We start from the raw sequence: 25,255 nt of genomic DNA on the forward strand, positions 1-25,255 counted from the left end.
TTATTTATTTTTTTAAAACACGTTTCAAATAATGTCCAGTATAACTCTCAGAGACTTCAGCAATTTCTTCTGGCGTCCCTGTAGCTAAAATTGTACCACCGCCGTCGCCGCCTTCTGGTCCAAGGTCAATGACGTAGTCGGCTGATTTGATAACATCCAAATTGTGTTCAATTACCAAAACAGTATTACCCGCATCAACGAATCGTTCAAGAACTTTTAAAAGACGGGCAATATCATCCGTATGCAATCCTGTCGTTGGTTCATCCAAAATATAGAAGTTTTTACCATTGGAGTTCTTGTGTAACTCACTAGCAAGCTTCATTCGTTGCGCTTCACCACCAGATAATGTTGTTGCCGGCTGTCCCATTGTGACATAACCAAGTCCCACATCAACGATTGTTTGGAGCTTGCGATGGATTTTAGGAATATGTTTGAAGAATTCGACCGCATCTTCTACTGTCATTTCTAAAATATCCGCGATATTTTTGCCTTTGTAATGGACTTCCAACGTTTCCGAATTATAACGTTTTCCATGACATACTTCACATGGCACATAGACATCTGGTAGGAAGTGCATTTCGATTTTGATAATTCCATCTCCACGACACGCTTCGCATCGACCACCTTTGACGTTAAAACTGAAGCGGCCCTTTTTATACCCGCGGATTTTCGCTTCATTTGTTTGTGCGAATAAATCTCGAATATCATCAAAAACACTTGTATAAGTCGCTGGATTACTTCGTGGCGTCCGACCAATCGGACTTTGATCAATATCAACTAACTTTTCAATGTTATTGTATCCAGTAATTTTTTTGAATTTGCCGGGTTTATTCGAATTTCGATTAAGTTTTTGTGCCAAGGCTTTTTTCAAAATCTGATTAACTAAAGTTGATTTTCCAGATCCAGAAACGCCTGTAACCGCAACAAATTTTCCTAGAGGAAACTCAGCATCGATATTTTTCAGATTGTTTTCGGCAGCTCCAGTAACCTTGATTTTTTTACCATTACCTTTACGTCGTTCTTTCGGCACGGCAATTTCACGCTTACCGGATAGATACTGACCTGTTAACGAATTTGGATTCTTCTCAACTTCTTTCGGTGTTCCGGCAGCAACAATTTCGCCGCCCTGATCACCAGCACCAGGACCAACATCAATCAAGTAGTCCGCTGCTCGCATAGTATCTTCGTCATGTTCCACTACGATTAAAGTATTGCCCAAATCACGCATCTTTTTTAAAGATTCAATCAAGCGATCGTTATCCCGTTGGTGCAGTCCAATAGAGGGTTCATCTAAGATATAAAGAACTCCAGATAAATTTGATCCAATTTGAGTCGCCAAACGAATTCGCTGAGCTTCTCCGCCTGATAAAGTACCCGAAGCGCGGCTCAAAGTTAAGTAATCAAGCCCTACATTGCGCAAAAAGCTTAAACGGTCTTCTATTTCCTTCAAAATAGGTCTAGCAATAATTTTTTCTTGTTCACTTAAAACAACATTCTCGAAAAAGCCTAAGGCCCCATTGATAGAATCTTCGCTGACTTTTCCGATATTCTCACCGTTAATCTGAACACACAAAGCCTGTGGATTCAAACGGTATCCCTGACAGGTTTGGCAGGTCAATTCAGTCATGTAAAGACGCATTTGATCACGAGTAAAATCACTGTTTGTTTCAGCATAACGACGATTGATATTATTAATTATTCCTTCGAAAGGTACCTCAACATCACGAACACCGCCAAAGTCATTTTCGTAATGGAAGTGGAAGTTTTCGCCATTTGAACCATTCAAAATAATGTCTTGGTGTTCTTTAGGCAGTTCTTCAAATGGTGTATCCATGTCGATACCGAAGCTCAAGCATGCCTGTTCCAACATCTGCGGATAGTATTGTGAACTAATAGGATTCCAAGGAATCAATGCCCCTTCTCTTAGCGTTTTACTCTGGTCAGGAATCACTAAATCCATATCGACTTCCAGTTTCACACCTAGTCCGTCACAATCTGGACACGCACCAAATGGCGCATTAAATGAAAATAGTCGAGGTTCAAGTTCACCAACTGTAAAACCACAATAAGGACACGCATAATGTTCGCTGAACAGCATTTCTTTTTCACCGATCACATCTACAATTGCATATCCTTCCGCCAAACGCAACGCTGCTTCAAAAGAATCAAACAGACGCGAACGGATTCCTTCTTTAACGACAATTCTATCAATGATAATCTCAATATCATGTTTCTTGTTTTTCGATAATTCAGGGGCTTCTGTCACATCATACAACTCGCCATCAACACGCATACGGACATACCCTTCACGTTGAATCATTTCGAAAACTTTCTTGTGTTGTCCCTTTTTCTTAGCAACTACCGGAGCTAAAATTTGAATTTTCGTCCGTTCAGGTAATTCTAAAACTTTGTCTACCATTTGTTCGACTGACTGCGAACTAATCTCAATGTGGTCATTAGGACAAATTGGATGCCCTACTCGAGCATATAACAACCGCAAATAATCATTGATTTCAGTTACTGTACCTACTGTTGACCGCGGATTTTTGCTCGTTGTTTTTTGGTCAATAGAAATTGCAGGACTAAGCCCATCGATACTATCTACATCAGGCTTGTCCATTTGGCCTAAAAACTGACGGGCGTATGCGGATAGGCTCTCCACATAGCGTCGTTGTCCCTCGGCATAAAGTGTATCAAAAGCCAATGAACTTTTTCCAGAACCAGACAAACCAGTAACAACCACCATTTTGTCACGAGGAATCGTGACATCAACATTCTTTAAATTGTGAGCTCTCGCTCCATGAATTACTATCTTATCATTTGCCATTTATATCTCCTAATTCATTTCTTTGTATTCATCATCTAATGAGGATGACCTTTTGTCACTGATCTTCTATCATTCGACTATAATTTCTGTACAAAAATCGCCCATAAAATTCTATAGTATCAACTACCTATCTATTTAATATGCAGATAGGTAACCGATACAAATAGAATTCATGACAATTTCTTCGTTTTATAAATTATTCTGCTGCTTTTAATTCCAAAATCGTATCACGTAAAGTTGCCGCAGTCTCAAAATCAAGCGTTTTAGCAGCTTCACGCATTTTTTCTTCCATTTTAGCGATAAGCTCTTTACGTTCTTCTTTAGATAATTCATCATAAGAAGTTGTATCGTACGTCTCGGCATCCTCAGCAACCTTGCTGATCGAGATCAAATCACGAATCTCTTTAATGATTGTTTTTGGTTCGATATTATGATCAATATTGTATTGTTGCTGAATTTTCCGACGCCGAGTCGTCTCATCCATCGCTCGCTGCATTGAATCTGTAATCTTATCAGCGTACATGATAACTTTACCCTCAGAATTTCGCGCAGCCCGACCAATTGTTTGTACAAGCGAACGCTCACTTCGTAAGAAACCTTCCTTATCCGCATCCAAGATCGCAACTAGTGAAACTTCTGGTACATCAATTCCTTCTCGCAACAAATTGATTCCTACAAGTACATCAAATTTTCCTAAACGTAGATCGCGTATGATTTCTGTACGTTCAAGCGTCTTGATATCACTGTGTAAATACTTAACTTTAATTCCTAATTCTTTGAAGTAATCTGTTAAGTCTTCCGACATTTTTTTCGTTAAGGTTGTGACAAAAACCCTTTCGTTGCGTTCAGCTCGTTCATTGATTTCTCCAACGAGATCATCAATTTGTCCCATGATCGGACGAACGTCAATGACCGGATCTAATAGACCTGTCGGACGAATGATCTGCTCTACTACAGTATCCGTTTTTTCATGTTCATATGGACCAGGAGTTGCAGATACGTATACGATTTGATTGACACGCTCTTCAAACTCTTCTAACTTTAATGGCCGGTTGTCTAACGCTGATGGCAACCGGAATCCATAATCAACTAGCATTTGCTTCCGAGCTCTGTCTCCATTATACATACCGCGTACTTGGGGCATTGTTACGTGTGATTCATCAATAACCATTAAAAAGTCATCTGGAAAGAAATCGATCAGCGTGTATGGCGGCTCGCCTTCTTTACGGCCATCCATATGACGTGAATAGTTTTCGATACCAGACGTATAACCCATCTCCCGCAGCATTTCAATATCATAATTGGTTCGTTGCTCCAAACGCTGTGCCTCCAGTAACTTGTTCTCATTTCGTAGTATTTCTAAACGATCTGCTAGCTCCTTCTGGATATTGCTGATGGCCACTTCCATGTGATCCTCATTAGTCAAGAAGTGGGTTGCCGGGAAGATTGCTACGTGCTCCGTCTCTCCGGTAATCTCTCCTGTCAAAGCATCCACTTCTCGAATTCGTTCAATTTCATCTCCAAAGAACTCCACACGTAACGCTCGTTCGTCTCGTGAAGCCGGGAAGATTTCTACTACATCACCACGAACACGAAAACGACCACGTTGAAAATCGATGTCATTTCGTTCAAACTGGATGTCAATCAGATTCCGTAATAATTGATTCCGATCCATTTCCATTCCGACGCGTAATGACACGACTTGCTCCATATATTCTTTTGGTGAGCCTAACCCAAAAATACAAGAAACTGAGGCCACCACAATGACATCATTTCTTTCTAATAACGAACTAGTTGCCGAATGTCGTAATTTATCTATCTCATCATTGATACTTGAATCCTTTTCAATATATGTATCACTCGAAGGAACATAAGCTTCCGGTTGATAATAATCATAATAACTGACAAAATACTCCACCGCGTTGTTAGGAAAAAACTCTTTAAATTCTCCATACAATTGTCCCGCTAACGTCTTGTTATGGGCAATAATCAAGGTTGGTTTATTAACATCCTTAATGACATTGGAGATTGTATAGGTTTTCCCTGTACCGGTAGCTCCTAAAAGTATTTGTGCCTTTTTTCCATTGACGACACCCTCGGCTAATTCTGAAATGGCCTCAGGCTGATCGCCAGCAGGCTGATATTTTGAATGAAGGTCAAACGTATTATCCGTTGCTCTTTCAATCATACAAAAATCCCCCTTTTTAAATTAAATGAACAAAGATTTTCCATTTCAAAATTATAGCATACCGAACATATTTTCGCCATTTTTTATTCCTACTATATAATAAAGCGTTAAAATGTTGATGTGATATTTTCTTACATATCATGTTACGAGTTTTCAAATTTTTTTCTATCTCACAATGAGCTACTTGTATTTTATCCTTAAACTAACATATAATAAACAAATGATAAGTAATTAGGAGGATTATTATGAGAAAAACCAAATTTATCCCATTCGTTATATTCTTAATGGCAAGTATTTTCACACTTGGCTTCGCCACTAAGACCAACGCCGCGGAAAAGACATATAAAATCGGAACGGATTTGACCTTCGCTCCCTTTGAGTTTCAAAATTCTGATGGTGAATACATAGGAATTGATGTAGATCTAATCAAACAGATCGCGAAAGATCAAGATTTCAAAGTTGATCTTCGTCCACTAGGTTTCGACAGTTCTATTCAAGGGGTACAATCAGATCAACTTGATGGTATGATCGCCGGGATGAGTATCACCGATGAACGGAAAAAAACATTTGATTTTTCCGATCCCTATTTTGATAGTGGGATTCAAATGGCTGTCAAAAATGATAATAAAGATATCAAGGATTACAAAGATTTGAAGGGTAAAACGGTCGCAGCAAAGATCGGGACCGAAAGTGCCACTTTTTTAGAAAAAAATAAAGATAAATACGGCTATGATATCAAACAGTATGAAGCTGCTGATGCGATGTACAATGCATTGACCAACGGCAATGTTGAAGCAATTTTTGATGATTATCCCGTACTTGGTTATGCTGTAACGAACGGTCAACCATTTAAGTTGGTGGGCGATCCAGAAAAAGGCAGTTCTTATGGCTTCGCTGTTAAAAAGGGCGAAAATAAGGAGCTGTTACAGAAGTTTAATCAAGGTCTGAAGGATTTAAAGAAGAACGGCAGCTATGATAAAATCGTCAGTGAATACATTTCTACTGGTTCTGGCAACTCATCGACTGCAAGCGAAATGAAAAAAATTGAACCCAAAAAAGATGTCTATGTAGTTTCCAGTGATTCTGCTTTTGCTCCATTTGAATACAAAGACAGCGATGGTGAATACAAAGGAATCGACGTTGACTTGCTGAAACGAATTGCTGAATTGCAAGGATTCAAAATTGATTTCAAATTCATCGGCTTCTCTTCTGCCATGCAAGCACTAGAATCTGGACAAGCAGATGGAATGATCGCAGGAATGACGATCACGGATGAACGAAAAGCAAATTATGATTTTTCCGATCCCTACTTCCAAAGCGGCATTCAATTAGCGGTTGCCAAAGATAACAAAGACATCAAATCCTACAAAGATTTGAAAGACAAAACAGTCGGCGCAAAAGTCGGAACGGAAAGTGCTGATTTCTTAGAAGCTCATAAAAAGGAATACGGTTATACGGTCAAAAGCTTCGATGCTGCTGATCAATTATATGACGCATTGAAAGTTGGATCAATTGATGCAATGATGGATGATTACCCTGTTATCGGCTATGCCGTGAAACAAGGACAAGATTTGAAAACACCAATTAAACGTGAAGTTGGTGGTGAGTATGGTTTCGCTGTTAAAAAGGGGCAAAATGCTGAACTGCGAGAAATGTTCACAGAAGGTTTGAAAGAATTGAAACGTACAGGAGAGTACGATAAGATTGTCAACCAATACATTGGTTCTGGAAGCACCGAAAAGAAAAAAGATGCTGTGGACGAATCAACGATTACCGGATTGCTAAAAAACAATTATAAATCATTGTTAGATGGTTTATGGAAAACGATCGTATTAGCTTTAGTTTCATTTGCTTTAGCCTTGGTTCTAGGTGTCATCTTTGGATTGTTCCGTGTTTCTCCAGTTCGTGGATTGCGTACCCTTGCTGGGATCTATATCGATATTATTCGCGGTATTCCAATGATGGTATTGGCCTTCTTTATTTTCTTTGGCCTGCCAGGTATTACCGGTATCAAGATTCCTGATTTTGCAGCCGGGATTATTACATTGACTTTAAATGCCAGTGCTTATATCGCTGAAATTGTTCGTGGTGGTATCAACGCCGTTCCAGTTGGACAAATGGAAGCGTCTCGAAGCTTAGGTATGTCCTATAATCGGACGATGCAAAAAATTATTTTGCCGCAGGCCGTGAAGATCATGATCCCTTCTTTCATCAACCAATTTGTTATTAGTTTGAAAGATACGACGATTATTTCTGCGATCGGTGTCGTAGAATTGCTGCAAACAGGAAAAATTATTGTGGCGCGGACGACCCAAAGTTCTTACGTTTACTTGATCATCGCGATCATGTACTTGATCTTGATCACGATCTTGACTAAGTTAGCAAACCGTTTAGATAAGAAGGTGAAATAGATGGAAAATAAGATGGATAAAAAAATTGTCGTAAATCATTTAGTGAAAAAATTTGGTGATAACACTGTCTTGAATGATTTGAATATTAGTATTAGCGAAGGTGAAGTGGTTTGTATCATCGGACCATCTGGTTCAGGTAAAAGTACCTTTCTTCGTTGTATGAATCATTTGGAAGAACCGACTTCCGGTGAAATTATCATTGATGGACAAGATTTGACTGATAAACATACAGATATCAACCTAGTGCGTCAACATATCGGGATGGTGTTTCAACATTTCAATTTGTTCCCTCACCTAACCGTTTTAGAAAATATCACACTAGCACCACTTGATTTGAAAGGTGAATCAAAAGAATCTGCTGGTAAGCGCGGTGTTGAGTTGCTGACCCAAGTCGGCTTAGCCGAAAAGAAGGATGACTATCCTGATAGCCTATCAGGTGGTCAAAAACAACGTGTAGCAATCGCTCGAGCTCTTGCAATGAACCCCGATATCATGCTGTTCGATGAACCAACCTCCGCACTCGATCCAGAAATGGTTGGCGATGTGCTGAAAGTTATGAAGGATTTGGCTTTACAAGGGATGACCATGGTAATCGTTACTCATGAAATGGGCTTCGCGAAGGAAGTTGCTGACCGTGTCATTTTTACCGATGGCGGTAAAATTTTAGAAGATGGTACACCAGAGCAAGTCTTCAATAACCCTCACAATCCTAGAACACAAGACTTCTTGAATAAAGTATTGAATATCTAACACAAAACCCGTGAAATCATTTTAGATTTCACGGGTTTTTCTAAATGTTAACAAGGTTTGGTACACTTGTTCTTTAGTCGCTGGTGATTGACTGCGAATGATCCCATCCTCTGGGGAAAAAGCAAGTTCAGTAACCTTTCTCAATTCTTCAGCTGAAGGAAAAATCGATAGCTCCTCATAGGAAACTGGTAAGTTCAATTTTTTAAATAATTTTTGATACTCGTCTAACTCTTCTTTGCGGTCTTCAATTTGTAAGTGTTGCAAGGTTGTCAGAGCAATAATTTGACCGTGGCTTCCTTTTATTTCGCTTCCCCACAAACTAACCATCGCATTATGTAATGCATGCGCGATACTTAACCCGCCAGACTCAAACCCAATCCCGCTTAATAAAGTATTCGCTTCAACGACTGCTTCGAACGCTGGTGTGATCTCTTGTTTCTTATTTGCTTCTACTGCTGCTTCTGAATATTCAAATAAAACCTCACGACATTTTTCTGCAATCGCTGCTGAAGCCAATGTTGGCATTGCCCCCAGTGTGTTCACACCTAAATTTTCACGTACCGTTCTTGCTTCAATCGAAGTCGCCAATCCATCAGCGATTCCTGAAGCCAAAAAATGAGCCGGACTATTGACCAAAATCGCGGTATCAACTAAAACGAGATCTGGACTTTTAGCGTAATAAGCATACTTTTTAAAATAACCGTCACGATATTCCACTGAAATCCGTGAAGTCGGAGCATCTGTTGAGGCGGATGTAGGAACAACTACACAACAGCGATTCGACTCAAAGGCCAATGATTTGCCTAAGTCAATCGCCCGGCCGCCGCCTAGGGCAATCACATAGTCAAACTCATCTTGGACTCTTTCCTCTTCGACCAACCAAGAAGAAATTTTTCCGCCCTGATTAATCAATTTTTTCAGCAGCTTTTCTCCGACCATTTGATAAACAAAGCCATCAGTCACTAATAACCCTTTTTTACCAAAAGCCAGAATGTCATCTAGATGGTTCCACAAAATATCTTCTCCTTGACGATAAGTCATTGGGCTAACAAACACTTTTTCCATACCTGCTCCTTCTAATCATTTTAAATTATCATAGCAAGCAAATAAAAGAGTTGCAAGACAGCTTTTTTCTATACAACAAAAAAAGCATGTAGCTCAAATGCTACATGCTTCATGATCTAATTAAACTTCGATTTCAGTAACAATACCTGAACCAACGGTACGTCCGCCTTCACGAATAGAGAAAGTTGTTCCTTTTTCTACTGCGATTGGATGGATTAATTCAACGTCAATTGTTACGTTATCACCAGGCATTACCATTTCAGTACCTTCTGGCAACAAGATATTTCCGGTTACGTCAGTTGTGCGGAAGTAGAATTGTGGACGATAGTTGTTAAAGAATGGAGTATGACGTCCACCTTCTTCTTTCGTCAACACATATACTTCGGCTTTGAACTTAGTATGTGGTGTGATTGAACCTGGTTTAGCTAATACTTGGCCACGTTCGATTTCATCACGTGTAATCCCACGTAATAGAACCCCAACGTTATCGCCAGCTTCACCATAATCCAATGTTTTACGGAACATTTCAAGTCCAGTAACGATTGCTTTTTGAACTTCAGGTTTGATCCCGATGATTTCAATTTCATCGCCGACTTTAACTTCCCCACGGTCGATACGACCAGAAGCTACAGTTCCACGTCCTGTGATAGAGAAAACATCCTCAACTGGTAACAAGAATGGTTTGTCATTGTCACGTTCAGGCGTCGGGATATATTCATCAACGGTATCCATCAAATCAAGAATAACTTGTTCTTGTTCAGGATCGCCTTCTAATGCTTTCAAAGCAGAACCTTTAAGCACTGGAATATCATCACCTGGGAAACCATATTCAGAAAGTAATTCACGTACTTCCATTTCAACTAAGTCGATCAATTCTTCGTCATCAACTAAATCTACTTTGTTCAAGAAAACGATCAAGTGCTTAACACCAACTTGACGTGATAACAAAATGTGTTCACGAGTTTGAGGCATTGGACCATCAGTAGCTGATACTACTAAGATCGCACCGTCCATTTGAGCAGCACCGGTGATCATGTTTTTTACATAATCCGCGTGTCCTGGAGCATCGATATGGGCATAGTGACGTTTTTCAGTTTCATATTCAACATGGGCGGTATTGATAGTGATTCCGCGCTCACGTTCTTCGGGTGCAGCATCGATACTAGCGTAGTCTTGAGGGTTTGCTAGACCTTTCTTACCTAATACCGTTGTGATTGCTGCCGTTAATGTTGTTTTACCGTGATCGACGTGACCGATGGTACCAATATTAACGTGTGGTTTACTTCTATCATAATGTTCTTTTGCCATAATAAACAAACCTCCTAAAAAGTGTAAAAATTTCCTACGGATACAGTGTAAAACATTTTGAACTAAATGAAAAAGATTTACACTTTTACTTTTTGTAAGTAACTATCCGAGATCATAATACATCAGAATTGGTCAAACTCCAAATAATTTGTCTCTTACTTACTGGACGATTAAATGAATTTACTTCATAATGTAAAAAATGGAATTTTACTTAAGGAGTTGATACGATGATTGCATTCGAAGAAAAGCTGCAAGAATTTCCTCGGGAACTGCGCCAAGCTTGGAGTATTGGATTCGTATTTATGTATAATGGAAAAACTTTTCATCATTTTCCTGCACGTCAATGGACCGATGCTCAAATTAAAGAGTACTTCCAAAATAATTACGACAGCCCTTCAATTATCATCGCGCACCCTGATTTGAAGCTGAAAGAACTGAAAGTTGAAAAATATCCCGATTGGATTGTTGTGATTCCCTATTAATCAAAAAAGTGCCCGACAAAATCTGCTGTCGGGCACTTTTTTTAAACCAATAAATTGTATAAGGTTTTGTTTTGGCTCAATTCGATGTACGTGGAATCGAACTCTTTCAACCGTTTCAATAAATCTGCTAGTGTTTCAGGCTTCTTCAATAATACCCCGATCACCACAGGACCCGTTCCACGATTTCCTTTTTTTGTGTACTCAAAGCGTGTAATATCATCGCCTTCACCTAGAACTTCGGATACAAATTCTTTCAGAGCACCGGGACGTTGTGGGAAATTCACGACAAAGTAATGTTTCAATCCTTCATAAATCAGTGAACGTTCTTCGATCTCGGCCATCCGATTAATATCGTTGTTTCCTCCGCTGATAACACAAATCACCGTTTTCCCTTTGATCTTTTCTTTCATCAGATCCAAAGCGGCAACACTCATTGCACCTGCTGGCTCAACGACGATTGCTTGTTTACCATAAAGATCGAGAATCGTCGAACAAATCAACCCTTCATCCACAGACATTAACTCATCTACATATTCCTTACTATGAGAATAAGTAATCTCACCGACACGCTGGACCGCAGCGCCATCAACAAATTTGTCGATCTCAGTTAGTTTGACTGGCTGCTCTTCTTCAAAAGCCGCCTGCATTGAAGCAGCACCCTTTGGCTCTACTCCAATCACTTTTGTTGTTGGTGAAGTATTTTTTACATAGGATGATACCCCACTGATTAATCCACCGCCGCCGATCGCTGTAATAACGTAATCTGGCTTATAGCCTTCACTTTCAGCATCTGTCATCATTTCTAAGGCCAACGTCCCTTGTCCAGCAATGATGTCTCTATCATTAAACGGGTCGATAAAAGTCATGTCGTTTTCTTCGCAATATTTCCTTGCAGCAGCGGCAGAAGCATCAAAGGTATCGCCAGTTAAATGAATATCTGCAAACTCACCGCCAAAGAAATTTACTTGAGAAACTTTTTGTTGTGGTGTTGTAGTAGGCATGAAGATCGCTGCCTTGGTCCGTAATTCGTGACAAGTATAGGCGACCCCCTGCGCATGATTTCCTGCACTCGCGCAAACTACTCCTTTTTTTAATTCTGCTTCTGGAAGTTTCTTAATCGCATAGTAAGCTCCACGTAATTTAAATGAACGAACCTTTTGCAGGTCTTCCCTCTTTAATAAGATGGTCGCCTGATATTTTTCAGATAAATAACGATCATATTGCAACGGCGTATGGTTGACAGAGTTTTTCAGTAATTGATAAGCACTGCGAACCTCGGTATCTTTGATTAATTCCATCGCTGCACCTCCACTAGTCTTTGCGACTTACAAATGGCATCATTTTACGTAACTCGCCACCCACTTCTTCAATTTGATGGCCGGCGCTTTCCGCACGCATCTTATTGAATTCTGGGAAACCATTCTTATTATCGTCAATGAATCCTTTGGCAAACTTGCCGTTTTGGATATCTGTTAAGACTTCCTTCATGCCCGCTTTCGCTTGGTCAGTGATTACACGTGGTCCAGAAACGTAATCGCCATACTCAGCTGTATTAGAGATAGAATTACGCATTTTCCCAAAGCCACCTTCATAAATCAAATCTACGATCAATTTCATTTCGTGACAAACTTCGAAGTAAGCCAATTCAGGCTGGTATCCTGCTTCAACTAATGTTTCAAAGCCAGCTTCGATCATACTAGTCAGGCCGCCGCAAAGTACTGCTTGTTCGCCAAATAAATCTGTTTCAGTTTCTTCTTTAAAGGTTGTTTCCAAGACACCTACTCGAGTAGCGCCAATTCCTTTCGCGTAAGACAGCGCCAATTCTTGAGCAGTTCCTGTTGCATCTTGATATACAGCAAATAAAGCTGGTACTGCAAAGCCTTCAGTAAACGTACGACGAACTAAATGTCCCGGACCTTTAGGAGCGACTAAAAACACATCCACATTTTTTGGTGGATTGATAACATCAAAATGAATATTGAAGCCGTGAGCAAAGACTAATGCATCGCCTTCTTTTAAGTTTGGCGCAATTTCGTTTTCATATAAAGATCCTTGAATTTCGTCTGGAGCTAAAATCATGACTACTTCGGCTTTCTTAGTTGCTTCAGCTACTGGCAACACATCAAACCCATCTTCGCGAGCAGCCTCAGCGGATTTTCCTTCTCGAACACCGATCACGACTTGGTGACCTGTATCTCTAAGATTTTGTGCATGAGCATGACCTTGTGAGCCATAACCCACCACTGCGATTGTTTTTCCTTCTAAAGCATCCTTCGCTACTGCATCATCATAATAAACTTTAACCATAATTTTTCCTCCAATTTTTTAAACTATATTAATAGCAAAATTAAAAAATAAATTTTGCGTTTAACCTCTGCTAAATCCGGTCACACCGGTTCTTGCTAATTGCTTAATGCCATAAGGTCGTAGCACATCAATACATGCGTTGACCTTTTCGGCCGATCCAGCAACTTGTACCACAATCGTTTTTAATCCAACATCCACGACATCTGCGCGAAAAGGATCAATCATCGCTTTGATCTCTGAGCGGCTGGCCGCTGGCGCGCTAACTTTTATCAATGCCAGCTCTCTTTCCAGGTGGGGTTCATCTGTCACATCAGAAACCTTAACGACGTCGATTTGCTTATTCAATTGCTTGGTAACTTGTTCCACCTCAGCCAAAGTATCTGCCTGAATAATAATCGTCATACGTGACTCGCCGTCTTTTTCTGTACGACCAACAGAAACACTGTCCATGTTTACTTGGCGGCGATTCAAGACACTGGTGATTCGACTCAGCACACCTGCTTGGTCGTGAACCATTGCAGTAATCATTCGTCTCATTTAATCAACCCCCAACATTTGATCATTTGGCATTCCGGCCGGGATCATTGGCAATACGTGCTCTCGATTACAAATCATAACCTCAATCAACATTGGACCTGGCGTAGCAAATGCCTCTGTTAATTCTTTTTCTAAGTTATTCGGCTCTGTAATCTTCTTATTAGCGATCCCGTAAGCTTCAGCCATCTTCATGAAATCAGGCTGCTCGTGAAAAACAGATTGTGAACGGCGCTCGTTGAAGAATTTTTCCTGCCATTGACGAACCATTCCTAATGATTGATTGTTCATCAAAACGAACTTGATATCCAGATTGTTTTGATTCAAAATCGCTAGTTCTTGATTGGTCATTTGGAAACCGCCATCACCAACAAATACAACAACAGATTCATTGGGTTTGCCGAACTTTACACCAATTCCAGCGGGAATTCCGTAGCCCATTGTTCCCAAGCCGCCGCTTGTGATCAATTGTTTTGGAAATTGAAACGGATAATATTGCGCCGCCCACATTTGGTGCTGACCTACGTCTGTCACGACATAAGCTTTGCCCTCTGTAATACGACCAACGATCTCCACTACTTCTTGCGGCTTGATAATTTCCTCATCCCGTTCATATTTCAAAGGATATTTTGCTTTACGTTCTTCGCAAAGCTCTCGCCATTCTTGACACTCAGGAGCTTCGACTTCAATCGAAAGCATTTGCTCCAAAGCAATTTTTGCATCACCAACGATCGGAACATCCGTCTTTATAATTTTACCGATCTCTACCGGGTCGACATCAATATGAGCAACCTTGGCATGCGGTGCGAAGGCATCAGGCGAACAGGCTAACCGATCATCAAAACGGCTGCCGATATTGATCAATAGATCTGTTTCCATCATTGCCATGTTAGCCGCATAGGTGCCATGCATCCCGCCCATTCCAAGAAAATTCGGATGGTCATAGGGAAGCAATCCCAAACCTAACAAAGTACTAACTGTCGGCAATTGGTATTTTTCGACAAACTGGCGCAATTCTTTCCCGCCATTCGCAGCGACAACACCGCCTCCAACTAATACGATTGGTTTTTTTGCCTTCTTCAATAAGTTCATCAAACGTTCGATTTGTAGAATCGATGGTGTGGTTGTCGGTTGATAACTTTCCAGCTGAACAACATTATCAATTTTAGGATTGGCCTTTAACGTCGTGATATCTTTTGGCAGGTCAATGAGCACAGGTCCTTTTCTACCGGTCGTCGCGATGTGGAATGCTTCATTAACAATCCGCGGCAATTCTTCAATATCTCGGACCTGATAATTATTTTTGGTGATAGGAACAGTGATTCCTAACATATCCGCCTCTTGAAATGCATCTTTGCCGATTCCCGGTGTCGTTACTTGACCAGTGATTACGACTAACGGAACGGAATCAATCATTGCATCGGCAATACCGGTTACCACATTTGTTGCCCCAGGTCCGCTGGTAACGATCACGACCCCTGGTTTGCCTGTCGCTTTCGCATAACCTTCTGCAGCATGGACCGCTCCTTGTTCATGACGTGTGAGAATATTCGGAATAGATTCATCATAGAGTGAATCGTATAATGGCAAGACCGAACCGCCAGGGTAGCCAAAAATCAATTCAACTCCTTGATTTTCCAAACACTTGATTAATAGATCTGCGCCATTTTGCTGATGTTCAGCGTCCAATTTTTGCTTCATTTCTTCCACCCCCCATTCCTCCTATTCTTCTGGTAGTTTCATGACACCGCCGGTATGTGCCGAGGTTACCATTGCTGAGTAGCGAGCCAACCAGCCTTTTTTCACTTTTGGCTGGAACTTTTCCAAATTCTCTTTTCGTTTCGCCATTTCTTCTTCCGAAACAGCGACATTCAACGTCCTGTTTGTCAAATCAATGGTAATTTCATCGCCATCTTGAACCAACGCGATTGGTCCGCCAGCTGCCGCCTCCGGAGAAACATGACCAACAGCGATCCCGCGGGTCGCCCCTGAAAAACGTCCGTCCGTAATCAAAGCAACGTCTTTTCCTAAACCACGTCCAACGATGCTGGAAGTTGGTGCCAACATCTCAGGCATCCCCGGTCCGCCTTTAGGTCCTTCGTAACGAATCACTACGACATGACCTTTGGTAACTGTATGGTTATCAATTGCTTCAACAGCTTCATCATGAGAGCCAAAACAAATTGCTTGGCCTTTGAAGACTTTGATACTTGGATCAACACCGCCAACTTTGATAACACTACCTTCAGGTGCGATATTTCCGTATAAAATCGAAAGGCCGCCTACTGGACTGTATGGTGCACTTTTCGGATGAATCACTTCTTCATTCATGATTTTGGCAGAGGCCACATTTTCTCGCAGTGTCTTGCCGGTAACAGTGACACGATCTGAATGAATGGCGCCATCGATCGAAACTAATTCATTAATGATTGCTGGAACACCACCTGCTTCATGAACATCATGCATCGAATAACTAGATGAAGGTGCGATTTTAGAGAGATACGGTACTCTTTTCGCGATCTCATTGATGTCCGCTTGATCATAATCAATCTCCGCTTCGTTAGCGATCGCCAATGTATGCAAGACGGTGTTTGTTGAACCACCCATTGCCATATCCAAAGCAAAAGCGTCATCGATCGCCTCTTTTGTAACAATATCTCGTGGTTTGATTTGTTTCTTCACTAGATCCATCAAATGTTTTGCCGATTCACGAACCAATTCTCGCCGTTCATCAGAGACCGCTAAGACCGTACCGTTTCCGGGTAAAGCCAGACCAAGAATTTCTAGTAAGCAATTCATTGAATTAGCAGTAAACATACCTGCGCAGGAACCACAAGTCGGGCAAGCATTTTGTTCCATGAATAGAAAATCTTCTTTACTCATTTGACCTTCTTTGAAAGAACCAACTGCTTCGAACATGGAAGAAAGAGTTGTTTGATGACCCTTTGGATCGATACCAGCTTTCATGGGTCCTCCCGAACAAAAGATCGAAGGTACATTGGTCCTTACAGCCGCCATGATCATTCCCGGTGTGATTTTGTCACAGTTCGGAATATAAAATACCCCGTCGAACCAATGGGCATTGATCACTGTCTCCGCTGAATCAGCAATTAACTCTCGACTTGGCAAAGAATAACGCATACCAATATGTCCCATCGCAATTCCATCATCTACACCGATTGTGTTGAATTCAAAAGGAATGCCGCCTGCCTCTCGAATCGCTTCTTTGGCCACATCAGCAAGTTCACGTAAATGAACATGTCCCGGAACAATGTCAATATAGGAATTACAAATAGCAATAAATGGTTTATTCATATCCTGAATATTTTTAACTTGACCGGTCGCATACAGCAAGCTTCTAGCGGGTGCTGCATCAATTCCTTTTTTAATCTGATCACTTCTCATTATTTACATCTCCCTACCTTCAAAAAAAGAGCATCCCATTAATAAATGGGATGCTCTTGCAAGAACCCCATTTGTAACGCAAACAGGACTCAAACAAACGGTTAAAAGCTTTCTCCGTGTTCTAAGTCCTGTACTCAATAATTAATAAGACGATTTGATTGAAATTATTGTATTTGCGCATATAAATCGGCTCCTCATTTTTCTAATAATATCTTAATCATTTTTTTATACTATACAGTTCATAAGATTAAAAGTCAATGAATTTTCAGAATATTTTCTCATTGAACTAATTTTTGGTTTTTTCTTATAAAAAAAGCCCGACAATGATTGTCGAGCTTATCCAGCAAACTGGCTATTATAAAGGTTTGCGTAAAAATCGCCCTTTTCCATCAAACTTCGATGGCTTCCTTGTTCAATAATCGAACCATCTTTCATGACAAGAATCAGATCTGCATTTTTAATAGTAGACAGACGATGTGCGATTACGAAACTTGTTCGTTCAGTCGTTAATTGATCCATCGCTTGTTGAATCATCCCTTCCGTTCGTGTATCCACGCTGGAGGTTGCCTCATCCAAAATCAACAATTCAGGATTTGCTAAGATCGCTCTGGCAATCGTCAGCAGCTGTTGTTGCCCCTGAGATATTTGACTGCCATCTGAAGAAATAATCGTATCGTACCCTTTTGGTAAGGTTCGGATAAAATGATGACATTGGGCATCTTTAGCAGCTTGTACAATTTCCTGCCTCGATGCATCCGGATTGCCATATGCAATATTATCCGCTACCGTTCCTTCGAATAACCAAGTATCCTGTAGAACCATCCCAAATTTTTGACGAATCGCCGCTCGAGAGAAGTGATTGACATTTTTACCATCAACTTCGATTTGTCCGCCTGTTAATTCGTAAAAGCGCATCAATAAGTTGATCATTGTAGTTTTACCCGCACCAGTCGGGCCTACGATCGCTACCATTTGTTTCGGTTTCACTTTAAAATTGACATCTTCCATCAAAAGACGATCCTGAGTATAGCCGAAAGCCACATGTTTGAAGGTCACTTCGCCTCTCAGTTTTTCTGGTACAGAAAGGTTTAAAACGTCTTCCCTCTCTTCTTCTTGATCTAGGATCTCAAATATCCGCTCTAAAGCCGCAAATGCACTTTGCAAATTATTAATTACATAAGAAACCTGTGTGATTGGTTCAGAAACTTGGTTCACGTATTGCAGATAGGCTTGAACAAGACCGATGGATAATTGACCGTTGATCACCATAATCCCGCCAACAACGGCACTCGTTACGAATCCCAGCTGATTGATCAAACGAATTAACGGGTTGATAGCGAAACTGACAAACTGCGCTTTTTTGAATGCTTGAAACTGTACCTCGTTCAGTTTATCCAATTCATCCGTTGTTTCCTTTTGGCGATTGTAGGCTTTGATCAAGAGATTTCCTGAATAGTTTTCCTCCGCTTTAGTCCCTACAGCTCCTAAAGCAGCTTGGTTTTCCGAAAAATACTCCTGATTTTTTTGTGCTAAATGATTCGTCAAAAAGAGACTTATTAAAAGAATAACGACAATTCCCAATGTCAACAGCGGACTCAAATAGATCATCAGCCCTAGTCCGATAACAATCGAAAAAATCGCTGAGATCATTTGCATCAAACCGACCTGCAAGACTTCTGAGACTTTGTCTAAATCCAATGTCGCTCTAGTAAGGATATCTCCAGTTTTATATTGATCAAAAAATTTCATTGGCAACCGGTTCAACTTATCCGTCAATGCTTTTCTTAAACGTAAAGTCAGTGTTTCAGCAACACTGGCCATGGTATATTCTTGCAGCAATGAAAATAATGAAACACCACCCCATGCTAAGAACAGGAAAAGTACTGGCTTAAGTAGTACAGCAAATAGATTTTTGATTGTAACTTGCTGTGCTTGAATCAATCCGATAATCTCATCCAAGCCCCAGCCTAAAATCAAAGGAGTGATCGCCATCAGTGTAGCGAAGCATACAGCGGAAACAATGATAATCAGAAACCGCACTTTCTGCTCCGTCAATAATTTGAAAAGACGAATTCCAGTAGTCTTAAATTCTTTAGGCATTTCTGCCGTTTGTTTTTCATCAACTTGCTTGATGCTCATGCTTCTTCCCCTCCATTCCTTGAGATTTAGCAAATTCTTGGTAAACCTTACATGATTTAAGCAAGGTCTCGTGCGTTCCGATGCCTACAATTTTTCCTTCTTCTAATACAATGATCTGATCAGCATCTTTAATAGTAGAAAGTCGTTGCGCAACGATAACAATTGCGGCATCCTTCAGATAACTCTTTAAAGCCTTCCGCAATTTCGCATCCGTCTGATAATCCAATGCTGAAAAGCTGTCATCAAAGAAATACAAATCAGCTGGTTTGATCAATGCACGGGCAATACTTAGCCGCTGCTTTTGCCCACCGGAAAAATTGTTTCCCTTTTGAGCAACAAATGCGTCGTACTGATTTTCTAACCCATTGATAAATTCATCCGCCTGAGCTACTTCTGCAGCCTTTTTCATATCCCCCTCGGTTGCTTGAGGATTTCCGAAAATGAAATTATCTCTGACAGTCCCGCTGAATAAGAATGCCTTTTGAGGTACATAACTAATCCGATCTCGTAAAGCTTCTTGTGTAACGTCTTGAATTGATTCCCCTAAGAAACGAATCTCACCTTTAGTCGTATCTCTTAAGCGCAGTAGTGCTTTAGCAATCGTACTTTTACCAGAACCTGTACCGCCAACGATTGCTGTAACTCCTTTTGGTATATTAAACGTAATATCCGACAGCACAGCTTCTTCTGCTCCGCTGTATGCAAAATCAACATGATCAAAAATGGCGATAGGTGCATTCTCTTTCAATTCAAATGTTTCTTTTGGACCATCAACAATTTCTTCCTGTGCAGCCAGCACTTCGCCGACCCGTTCTAGTGAAGCAAGTGCCTTTGGTATCATCACGATTACCATAGCCGCCATCGTTAAGAACCATAGACTTAGAATGGTGTACTCACTAATTGCTGTCAAGCTCCCGATCGGTACACTTCCTTGAAGGACCATTACACCTCCAAAAGCCAAGACAGCCGTCATACCTAATCCCATTACCAAATTGACAGTCGGATTCAAAACAGCGAATAGTTTATTTACACGAATCATGACATCCGCATAATTACTAAAGGTTTTGTCAGTCCGTTTCTTTTCAAAATCGGTCTTGTTAAAAGCCCGAATTACTCGAACACCTGTATAAAATTCTCTCAGAATCTGCATCATTTTGTCCATTCTCTGCTGCATCACATCTGCTAACGGAATGGCTTTCTTGATCACTATTAAGGAAACAACTGAGAACAACACGATCGAAGTGATTGGAATCCAAACAAAGCGCCAAGAAATTGCGCCAGTTAAAACGATCGAAGCCAGACAAATCAATGGTGCCGGAATGATCATTTGAAAGACCATCATCATGATCTGTTGAATATTCGTAATATCACTTGTTGTCCGAGCCAGCAATGTCGGTGTACCGAATTCATCCATATCCGCCATTGATAACTGCTGTGTCTTATCGACTAAGCGTTTCCGTAAGAAATAACCGAAACGTCCCGCCAGGATCGCTGAATAATAGCTGGCAATAATTGAAACAATCCCAGTCAACACAGCAATACCCAGCATGAGGGCACCATTCCGCCAAATCGCTCCTTGATCTTGAGTTAAAATACCTTCATCAATAATTTCAGCAACATAGTAAGGAATCATCAGTGTTCCAACAGCTTGCACGATCATTAAGATGAAGGTGCCGAAGAACATCTTTTGATATTCCTTGAAAAAGATTTTGAATAATTTCATCTTTTTTTCCCTCCTTCTCCTATGGTAGAATAAACTGTAACGTAGCGTCACAGTCAAGCAGAAAATGGAGATTTTTTATGAAAAGATATTTAACAATCAGTGAAATGGCAAAATCCGCTGGTATTAGTCGGCGAACCTTGATTTACTATGATCAAATTGATCTGTTTAAACCTGCAAAGGTTGGCGAAAATGGCTATCGTTATTACGGGATCGATCAATATTTTGAGTTAGATGTCATTTTGCTGCTAAAAAATCTTGATGTCTCATTAGAAGATATTCATATATTTTTGAAAAATCGAAATGTGGATTATGTCTTAGACGGTTTTATGCGGCAAAAGCAAAAGGTTGATGATCAGATAAAGAAATTGAATATTATTCGCGGCTCTTTAGATAGTTACATCGAAAGATACACGACACTAAAGAACTTTGATTTAGAATCGATCACCCACTCTTATCGCGAAGCAGAGTCTTTTGTGATCTCCGATACGATTGAAAGCTATGATGATTTTGACTCCGTAGAAATCTATGGGCGTTTCTATAATTCCGTCGACAGCAGCGATTTATTCAGCGGCTATCCAATTGGTTTTCTAGTTGACGGCTCCGCCTTTTATCAAGAGAACTTCCATGCCGCTCCCTATCGCGCCCTAATCAAGATACCCGAGGACCGATTACATTTCTATCAGCAGCAACGTGTAGTCAGACGTCCCGCTGGCGACTATGTTTCTGGTTTTATGAAAGATGAGATTCATCATATCAATACCTTTAATAACCGCTTTAGAAATTATCTGAAAGAGCATCAGTTAGAATTGAATGGGGATATCTGGGAATTGCTTTGGCAAGATGAGACGACTTCTGAACAGCCAGAAGATCAAGTCTTTGAAGTACTAATCCCGGTGAAACGTAAAGAAAGAAATTAAACGAAAGGTTAGCTCCCTTTCAAGCAAATCACCTTGACAGACCGACAATAGTGATGATAAGATTAAAAAAGAATTTAAAGAAAGGAGAGAGCATTATGATTAAGACCAAAAAAGCCAACCAAATACAATTGATTGATTTATTGCATTCGTTTTATTCGAACAGAGCGTCTTATTCGCCAGTCTCTCTAATTTCGTAAATAAAGCCTATTTGTCAAACTGTCAATCATACGATTGGCAGTTTTTTTTTTTTGCATATTTCATTACTATAAATTTATTACACTTATCAGAATTAGAAAATCTACGGAGGTGTTTCCTATGAGTGGAAAAAGAAAGAAATCAGAGAACAATACTAATTAACCAGAGGAATTCGTTTATTCCTCTACGAGAGGATTAACTATGTTAACAATAAAAGGAAAATACACTACAGCAACAGTCTATACAGACAACATAACTGACAGCACGGTTGGTCAAATCACGACACTTTGCAATCAGAAGTTCGCAACGGATGCGAAAATCCGAATCATGCCTGATACCCACAGCGGTTCCAGTTGTGTCATCGGTACAACAATGACCATAAAGGATCAAGTCGTCCCTAACCTTGTCGGCGTAGACATTGGCTGCGGACTCTATGTAACAAAATTGAGAAAAGGCATCAAACTAAACTTTGATAAATTAGATCGAACAATTCGTAATCGTATTCCCAGCGGGCATCATTCACACAGCAAACCCTTATATACATTTCCTTTAGAAAATGTTCAGGCTCCTGTTCACCGTGGACGAGCGTTGCGGAGTTTAGGAACACTAGGCGGTGGAAATCACTTTATTGAGGTCAATGAGGGATCAGATGGTTTTTATTTAGTTATTCATAGCGGCAGCCATATATTAGGCAATGAAATTGCGGAATATCATCAGGAGATTGCATATCAGAAGTTGGCACAACAGCGGCAAGAATTGAAACTTCGATCAAGATCAGCAATTGATCCTGCTGAAAAAGAAGACCTTATTCAACAAAGAGAAGAATTAAATATCCCATATGAATTGTCTTATGTATCAGAAAACGATTTAACCAATTACTTATCTGATATGAGAATCGCGCAACAATATGCGGCTTTCAATCGTCAAAGTATGGCCCTGACAATCTTAAAAGCGATGAAATGGGAAAAACATGTCGTCGAAAGCTTTGATAGTCCCCATAATTATATTGATTTGAAACACCTGATTCTACGTAAAGGAGCATCTTCTGCGAGAAGAAACGAGAAAATGATCGTTCCTTTAAATATGAAAGACGGCTCCATCATTGGTGTCGGAAAAGGTAATAATGAGTGGAATCAATCTGGCCCTCACGGTGCAGGTCGGATGATGAGCCGTTCTCAAGCCAGAGCGTCAATCAGTCTCGAAAACTATCAGCATATGATGCGTCACGTTTGGTCGACTTCTGTCTCAAAAAAAACATTAGATGAAGCACCTAAAGCATATAAGTCTAAGAAACAATTACTGACAAATTTGCATGAAACAATGGAAGTTAAGGAAGTCATTCGACCATTGTATAATTTTAAAGGGTAGTCGGAAGCACTAAGAGATGATATATACTTTAAGGGATGGCAAGAACAAGCAAGTCTAACAGTTTGTCTAGAAAGAGCTGATATAACAAGATTTAGAATGGAGGAAGGATACGTTGTGATATCTTTCCTCCTTTTTCATGTTTAATATACATCTTATTAGTTAGTCTGAATCATTATAATAACTACAATTGACATGGTCACGTATTCCCTAATAGACAGAAAGAAATGGCTGATGAACTAGATATTAATAAAAATGGCAACTAGTCCATGATTGATCCGTAAAGTATGATTTAATGTAAAAAATTCACCTAAGTTTCTCAACCAAATCAGTCTATTAGATAACAAAAAAGACCCAACAATTTATGCTGGGTCTCAGTTAGGGCGAACGATGGGAATCGAACCCACGAGTGCCGGAGCCACAATCCGGTGCGTTAACCACTTCGCCACGATCGCCATGGTGCTATTCAATTCAAAAGAAAGAACTAAGATGTAATAACATCTTAGTTCAATACCGGCGGCCGGGGTCGAACCGGCACGCCCGTGAGGGCACTGGATTTTGAGTCCAGCGCGTCTGCCAATTCCGCCACGCCGGCATGTCAATAAATATTCTAGTACTAAGGCGGTAACCGGATTTGAACCGGTGATGAAGGTTTTGCAGACCTCTGCCTTACCACTTGGCTATACCGCCATTATACTATTGTTTTCTCCTTAGAACAAGTATTTTTCAAGAAAGTTTCTTGATACTTTTCCAAGAAAACTGGGGTAGCTGGATTCGAACCAACGCATGAGGGAGTCAAAGTCCCTTGCCTTACCGCTTGGCTCTACCCCAACAAAACGGGCGAACGATGGGAATCGAACCCACGAGTGCCGGAGCCACAATCCGGTGCGTTAACCACTTCGCCACGATCGCCATATCAATAAAGAACAGGGGCAGCAGGAATTGAACCCACACTAACGGTTTTGGAGACCGCTGTTCTACCTTTAAACTATGCCCCTGAAACAAATGGAGGAGAGTGGATTCGAACCACTGAACCCTAAGGAACGGATTTACAGTCCGTCGCGTTTAGCCACTTCGCTACTCCTCCATGGTGGCGCGGGACAGAATCGAACTGCCGACACACGGAGCTTCAATCCGTTGCTCTACCAACTGAGCTACCGCGCCATAAATATAGTTTAAAGTTTTTAATTAAATGGCGGTCCCGACGGGATTTGAACCCGCGATCTCCTGCGTGACAGGCAGGCATGTTAACCCCTACACCACGGAACCGAATGGAGGTTAACGGGATCGAACCGCTGACCCTCTGCTTGTAAGGCAGATGCTCTCCCAGCTGAGCTAAACCTCCATATTTAATTAAATGACCCGTACGGGACTCGAACCCGTGTTACCGCCGTGAAAGGGCGGTGTCTTAACCGCTTGACCAACGGGCCAGTAAAAAGTTGATACGGAGAGTAAGGGATTCGAACCCTTGAGACAGGAATACCCGCCTACATGATTTCCAATCATGCTCCTTCGGCCACTCGGACAACTCTCCAAGATAGGAGCACAAAGGCCCAATACTCTATTAATTCTCTTTCGAGAAACTCCGGCAGTAGGACTCGAACCTACGACATCATGATTAACAGTCATGCGCTACTAC

The 25,255-nt window shown here is 40.8% G+C and carries 16 protein-coding genes and 12 tRNA genes; 5 read left to right on the top strand and 23 right to left on the bottom strand.

All coding sequences use genetic code 11. The features are described from left to right. Positions 1-4: 4 nt before the first annotated feature. Together uvrA and uvrB are read right to left on the bottom strand one after the other, a co-directional pair. A complete protein-coding gene (uvrA, locus tag PGP85_RS05705; protein WP_010738994.1) occupies positions 5-2,827 on the bottom strand; it encodes an excinuclease ABC subunit UvrA in 2,823 nt (940 codons plus the stop codon). Positions 2,828-3,023: 196 nt separating this feature from the next. After that, the gene (gene uvrB, locus PGP85_RS05710; protein WP_010738993.1) at positions 3,024-5,015 is read right to left on the bottom strand and encodes an excinuclease ABC subunit UvrB; all 1,992 of its coding nucleotides are present in this window, start codon (positions 5,013-5,015) and stop codon (positions 3,024-3,026) included. A 245-nt stretch (positions 5,016-5,260) separates the two neighbouring features. Between uvrB and PGP85_RS05715 the strand changes: the two genes are divergently transcribed. Then, positions 5,261-7,426 carry an amino acid ABC transporter substrate-binding protein/permease gene (locus PGP85_RS05715; RefSeq protein WP_010738992.1) on the top strand — a complete coding sequence of 722 codons (2,166 nt, stop codon included), beginning with the start codon at positions 5,261-5,263 and terminating at the stop codon, positions 7,424-7,426. Positions 7,427-7,438: 12 nt separating this feature from the next. Beyond that, positions 7,439-8,176, top strand: a complete 738-nt coding sequence (locus PGP85_RS05720; RefSeq protein ID WP_034708564.1) for an amino acid ABC transporter ATP-binding protein — start codon at positions 7,439-7,441, stop codon at positions 8,174-8,176. Positions 8,177-8,197: 21 nt separating this feature from the next. On the opposite strand, the gene PGP85_RS05725 is transcribed toward PGP85_RS05720, so the two are convergent. Together PGP85_RS05725 and tuf are read right to left on the bottom strand one after the other, a co-directional pair. Continuing rightward, positions 8,198-9,241 carry a glycerol dehydrogenase gene (locus PGP85_RS05725; protein WP_270326481.1) on the bottom strand — a complete coding sequence of 348 codons (1,044 nt, stop codon included), beginning with the start codon at positions 9,239-9,241 and terminating at the stop codon, positions 8,198-8,200. 120 nt (positions 9,242-9,361) lie between these two features. Next, the gene (tuf, locus tag PGP85_RS05730; protein WP_010738989.1) at positions 9,362-10,549 is read right to left on the bottom strand and encodes an elongation factor Tu; all 1,188 of its coding nucleotides are present in this window, start codon (positions 10,547-10,549) and stop codon (positions 9,362-9,364) included. A 227-nt stretch (positions 10,550-10,776) separates the two neighbouring features. Between tuf and PGP85_RS05735 the strand changes: the two genes are divergently transcribed. Beyond that, positions 10,777-11,031, top strand: a complete 255-nt coding sequence (locus tag PGP85_RS05735; RefSeq protein WP_010738988.1) for a hypothetical protein — start codon at positions 10,777-10,779, stop codon at positions 11,029-11,031. A 41-nt stretch (positions 11,032-11,072) separates the two neighbouring features. On the opposite strand, the gene ilvA is transcribed toward PGP85_RS05735, so the two are convergent. From ilvA to PGP85_RS05770, 7 genes are all read right to left on the bottom strand, one after another. After that, a complete protein-coding gene (ilvA, locus tag PGP85_RS05740; protein ID WP_010738987.1) occupies positions 11,073-12,329 on the bottom strand; it encodes a threonine ammonia-lyase IlvA in 1,257 nt (418 codons plus the stop codon). A 13-nt stretch (positions 12,330-12,342) separates the two neighbouring features. Continuing rightward, positions 12,343-13,338: a ketol-acid reductoisomerase gene (gene ilvC / locus PGP85_RS05745; protein ID WP_010738986.1), complete on the bottom strand. Its 996-nt coding sequence runs from the start codon at positions 13,336-13,338 to the stop codon at positions 12,343-12,345. Positions 13,339-13,398: 60 nt separating this feature from the next. Then, positions 13,399-13,875 carry an acetolactate synthase small subunit gene (gene ilvN / locus PGP85_RS05750; protein ID WP_270326485.1) on the bottom strand — a complete coding sequence of 159 codons (477 nt, stop codon included), beginning with the start codon at positions 13,873-13,875 and terminating at the stop codon, positions 13,399-13,401. Further along, positions 13,876-15,573, bottom strand: a complete 1,698-nt coding sequence (gene ilvB, locus PGP85_RS05755) for a biosynthetic-type acetolactate synthase large subunit (RefSeq protein ID WP_034708562.1) — start codon at positions 15,571-15,573, stop codon at positions 13,876-13,878. It abuts the gene before it with no gap. A gap of 21 nt (positions 15,574-15,594) precedes the next feature. After that, the gene (gene ilvD / locus PGP85_RS05760) at positions 15,595-17,277 is read right to left on the bottom strand and encodes a dihydroxy-acid dehydratase (RefSeq protein ID WP_010738983.1); all 1,683 of its coding nucleotides are present in this window, start codon (positions 17,275-17,277) and stop codon (positions 15,595-15,597) included. 336 nt (positions 17,278-17,613) lie between these two features. Continuing rightward, complete coding sequence (locus PGP85_RS05765; protein WP_270326487.1) at positions 17,614-19,416, bottom strand: ABC transporter ATP-binding protein; 1,803 nt, start codon at positions 19,414-19,416, stop codon at positions 17,614-17,616. Then, entirely contained in the window at positions 19,397-21,139 is a 1,743-nt protein-coding gene (locus tag PGP85_RS05770; protein WP_270326489.1) for an ABC transporter ATP-binding protein, read from the bottom strand. Before PGP85_RS05770 ends, PGP85_RS05765 begins: the two co-directional genes overlap by 20 nt. Positions 21,140-21,216: 77 nt before the next feature. Here PGP85_RS05770 and PGP85_RS05775 point away from each other — a divergent pair, with 77 nt between their 5' ends. Both PGP85_RS05775 and PGP85_RS05780 read left to right on the top strand, forming a co-directional pair. After that, positions 21,217-22,056 (top strand): MerR family transcriptional regulator, encoded by an 840-nt coding sequence (locus PGP85_RS05775; protein WP_090403516.1) that lies wholly within the window; start codon positions 21,217-21,219, stop codon positions 22,054-22,056. 396 nt (positions 22,057-22,452) lie between these two features. Further along, positions 22,453-23,619 carry an RtcB family protein gene (locus tag PGP85_RS05780; RefSeq protein ID WP_270326491.1) on the top strand — a complete coding sequence of 389 codons (1,167 nt, stop codon included), beginning with the start codon at positions 22,453-22,455 and terminating at the stop codon, positions 23,617-23,619. Between the two features lie 379 nt (positions 23,620-23,998). Here the strand turns inward: PGP85_RS05780 and PGP85_RS05785 are convergent. From PGP85_RS05785 to PGP85_RS05840, 12 genes are all read right to left on the bottom strand, one after another. Then, positions 23,999-24,071 (bottom strand) — tRNA-His (locus tag PGP85_RS05785). 56 nt (positions 24,072-24,127) lie between these two features. Then, positions 24,128-24,211, bottom strand: a tRNA-Leu gene (locus tag PGP85_RS05790). A gap of 24 nt (positions 24,212-24,235) precedes the next feature. Beyond that, positions 24,236-24,306: transfer RNA gene (locus PGP85_RS05795), tRNA-Cys, on the bottom strand. A gap of 69 nt (positions 24,307-24,375) precedes the next feature. After that, a tRNA-Gln gene (locus PGP85_RS05800) sits at positions 24,376-24,447 on the bottom strand. Positions 24,448-24,455: 8 nt separating this feature from the next. Further along, positions 24,456-24,528 (bottom strand) — tRNA-His (locus PGP85_RS05805). A 15-nt stretch (positions 24,529-24,543) separates the two neighbouring features. Further along, a tRNA-Trp gene (locus tag PGP85_RS05810) sits at positions 24,544-24,614 on the bottom strand. A gap of 8 nt (positions 24,615-24,622) precedes the next feature. Beyond that, positions 24,623-24,703 (bottom strand) — tRNA-Tyr (locus PGP85_RS05815). 1 nt (position 24,704) lies between these two features. Continuing rightward, positions 24,705-24,780 (bottom strand) — tRNA-Phe (locus PGP85_RS05820). A 29-nt stretch (positions 24,781-24,809) separates the two neighbouring features. Next, positions 24,810-24,885 (bottom strand) — tRNA-Asp (locus PGP85_RS05825). Between the two features lie 3 nt (positions 24,886-24,888). Then, a tRNA-Val gene (locus PGP85_RS05830) sits at positions 24,889-24,961 on the bottom strand. A 13-nt stretch (positions 24,962-24,974) separates the two neighbouring features. Continuing rightward, positions 24,975-25,046: transfer RNA gene (locus PGP85_RS05835), tRNA-Glu, on the bottom strand. Between the two features lie 15 nt (positions 25,047-25,061). Then, positions 25,062-25,150 (bottom strand) — tRNA-Ser (locus tag PGP85_RS05840). Positions 25,151-25,255 lie beyond the last annotated feature (105 nt).

Source organism: Enterococcus malodoratus (genome assembly GCF_027659535.1).
Classification (GTDB): domain Bacteria; phylum Bacillota; class Bacilli; order Lactobacillales; family Enterococcaceae; genus Enterococcus_A; species Enterococcus_A malodoratus.

Bases quoted from the DNA above. Each gene is read 5' to 3' on its own strand.
- uvrA (WP_010738994.1), bottom strand. From the start codon at position 2,827: ATGGCAAATGATAAGATAGTAATTCATGGAGCGAGAGCTCACAATTTA.
- uvrB (WP_010738993.1), bottom strand. From the start codon at position 5,015: ATGATTGAAAGAGCAACGGATAATACGTTTGACCTTCATTCAAAATAT.
- PGP85_RS05715 (WP_010738992.1), top strand. From the start codon at position 5,261: ATGAGAAAAACCAAATTTATCCCATTCGTTATATTCTTAATGGCAAGT.
- PGP85_RS05720 (WP_034708564.1), top strand. From the start codon at position 7,439: ATGGATAAAAAAATTGTCGTAAATCATTTAGTGAAAAAATTTGGTGAT.
- PGP85_RS05725 (WP_270326481.1), bottom strand. From the start codon at position 9,241: ATGGAAAAAGTGTTTGTTAGCCCAATGACTTATCGTCAAGGAGAAGAT.
- tuf (WP_010738989.1), bottom strand. From the start codon at position 10,549: ATGGCAAAAGAACATTATGATAGAAGTAAACCACACGTTAATATTGGT.
- PGP85_RS05735 (WP_010738988.1), top strand. From the start codon at position 10,777: ATGATTGCATTCGAAGAAAAGCTGCAAGAATTTCCTCGGGAACTGCGC.
- ilvA (WP_010738987.1), bottom strand. From the start codon at position 12,329: ATGGAATTAATCAAAGATACCGAGGTTCGCAGTGCTTATCAATTACTG.
- ilvC (WP_010738986.1), bottom strand. From the start codon at position 13,338: ATGGTTAAAGTTTATTATGATGATGCAGTAGCGAAGGATGCTTTAGAA.
- ilvN (WP_270326485.1), bottom strand. From the start codon at position 13,875: ATGAGACGAATGATTACTGCAATGGTTCACGACCAAGCAGGTGTGCTG.
- ilvB (WP_034708562.1), bottom strand. From the start codon at position 15,573: ATGAAGCAAAAATTGGACGCTGAACATCAGCAAAATGGCGCAGATCTA.
- ilvD (WP_010738983.1), bottom strand. From the start codon at position 17,277: ATGAGAAGTGATCAGATTAAAAAAGGAATTGATGCAGCACCCGCTAGA.
- PGP85_RS05765 (WP_270326487.1), bottom strand. From the start codon at position 19,416: ATGAGCATCAAGCAAGTTGATGAAAAACAAACGGCAGAAATGCCTAAA.
- PGP85_RS05770 (WP_270326489.1), bottom strand. From the start codon at position 21,139: ATGAAATTATTCAAAATCTTTTTCAAGGAATATCAAAAGATGTTCTTC.
- PGP85_RS05775 (WP_090403516.1), top strand. From the start codon at position 21,217: ATGAAAAGATATTTAACAATCAGTGAAATGGCAAAATCCGCTGGTATT.
- PGP85_RS05780 (WP_270326491.1), top strand. From the start codon at position 22,453: ATGTTAACAATAAAAGGAAAATACACTACAGCAACAGTCTATACAGAC.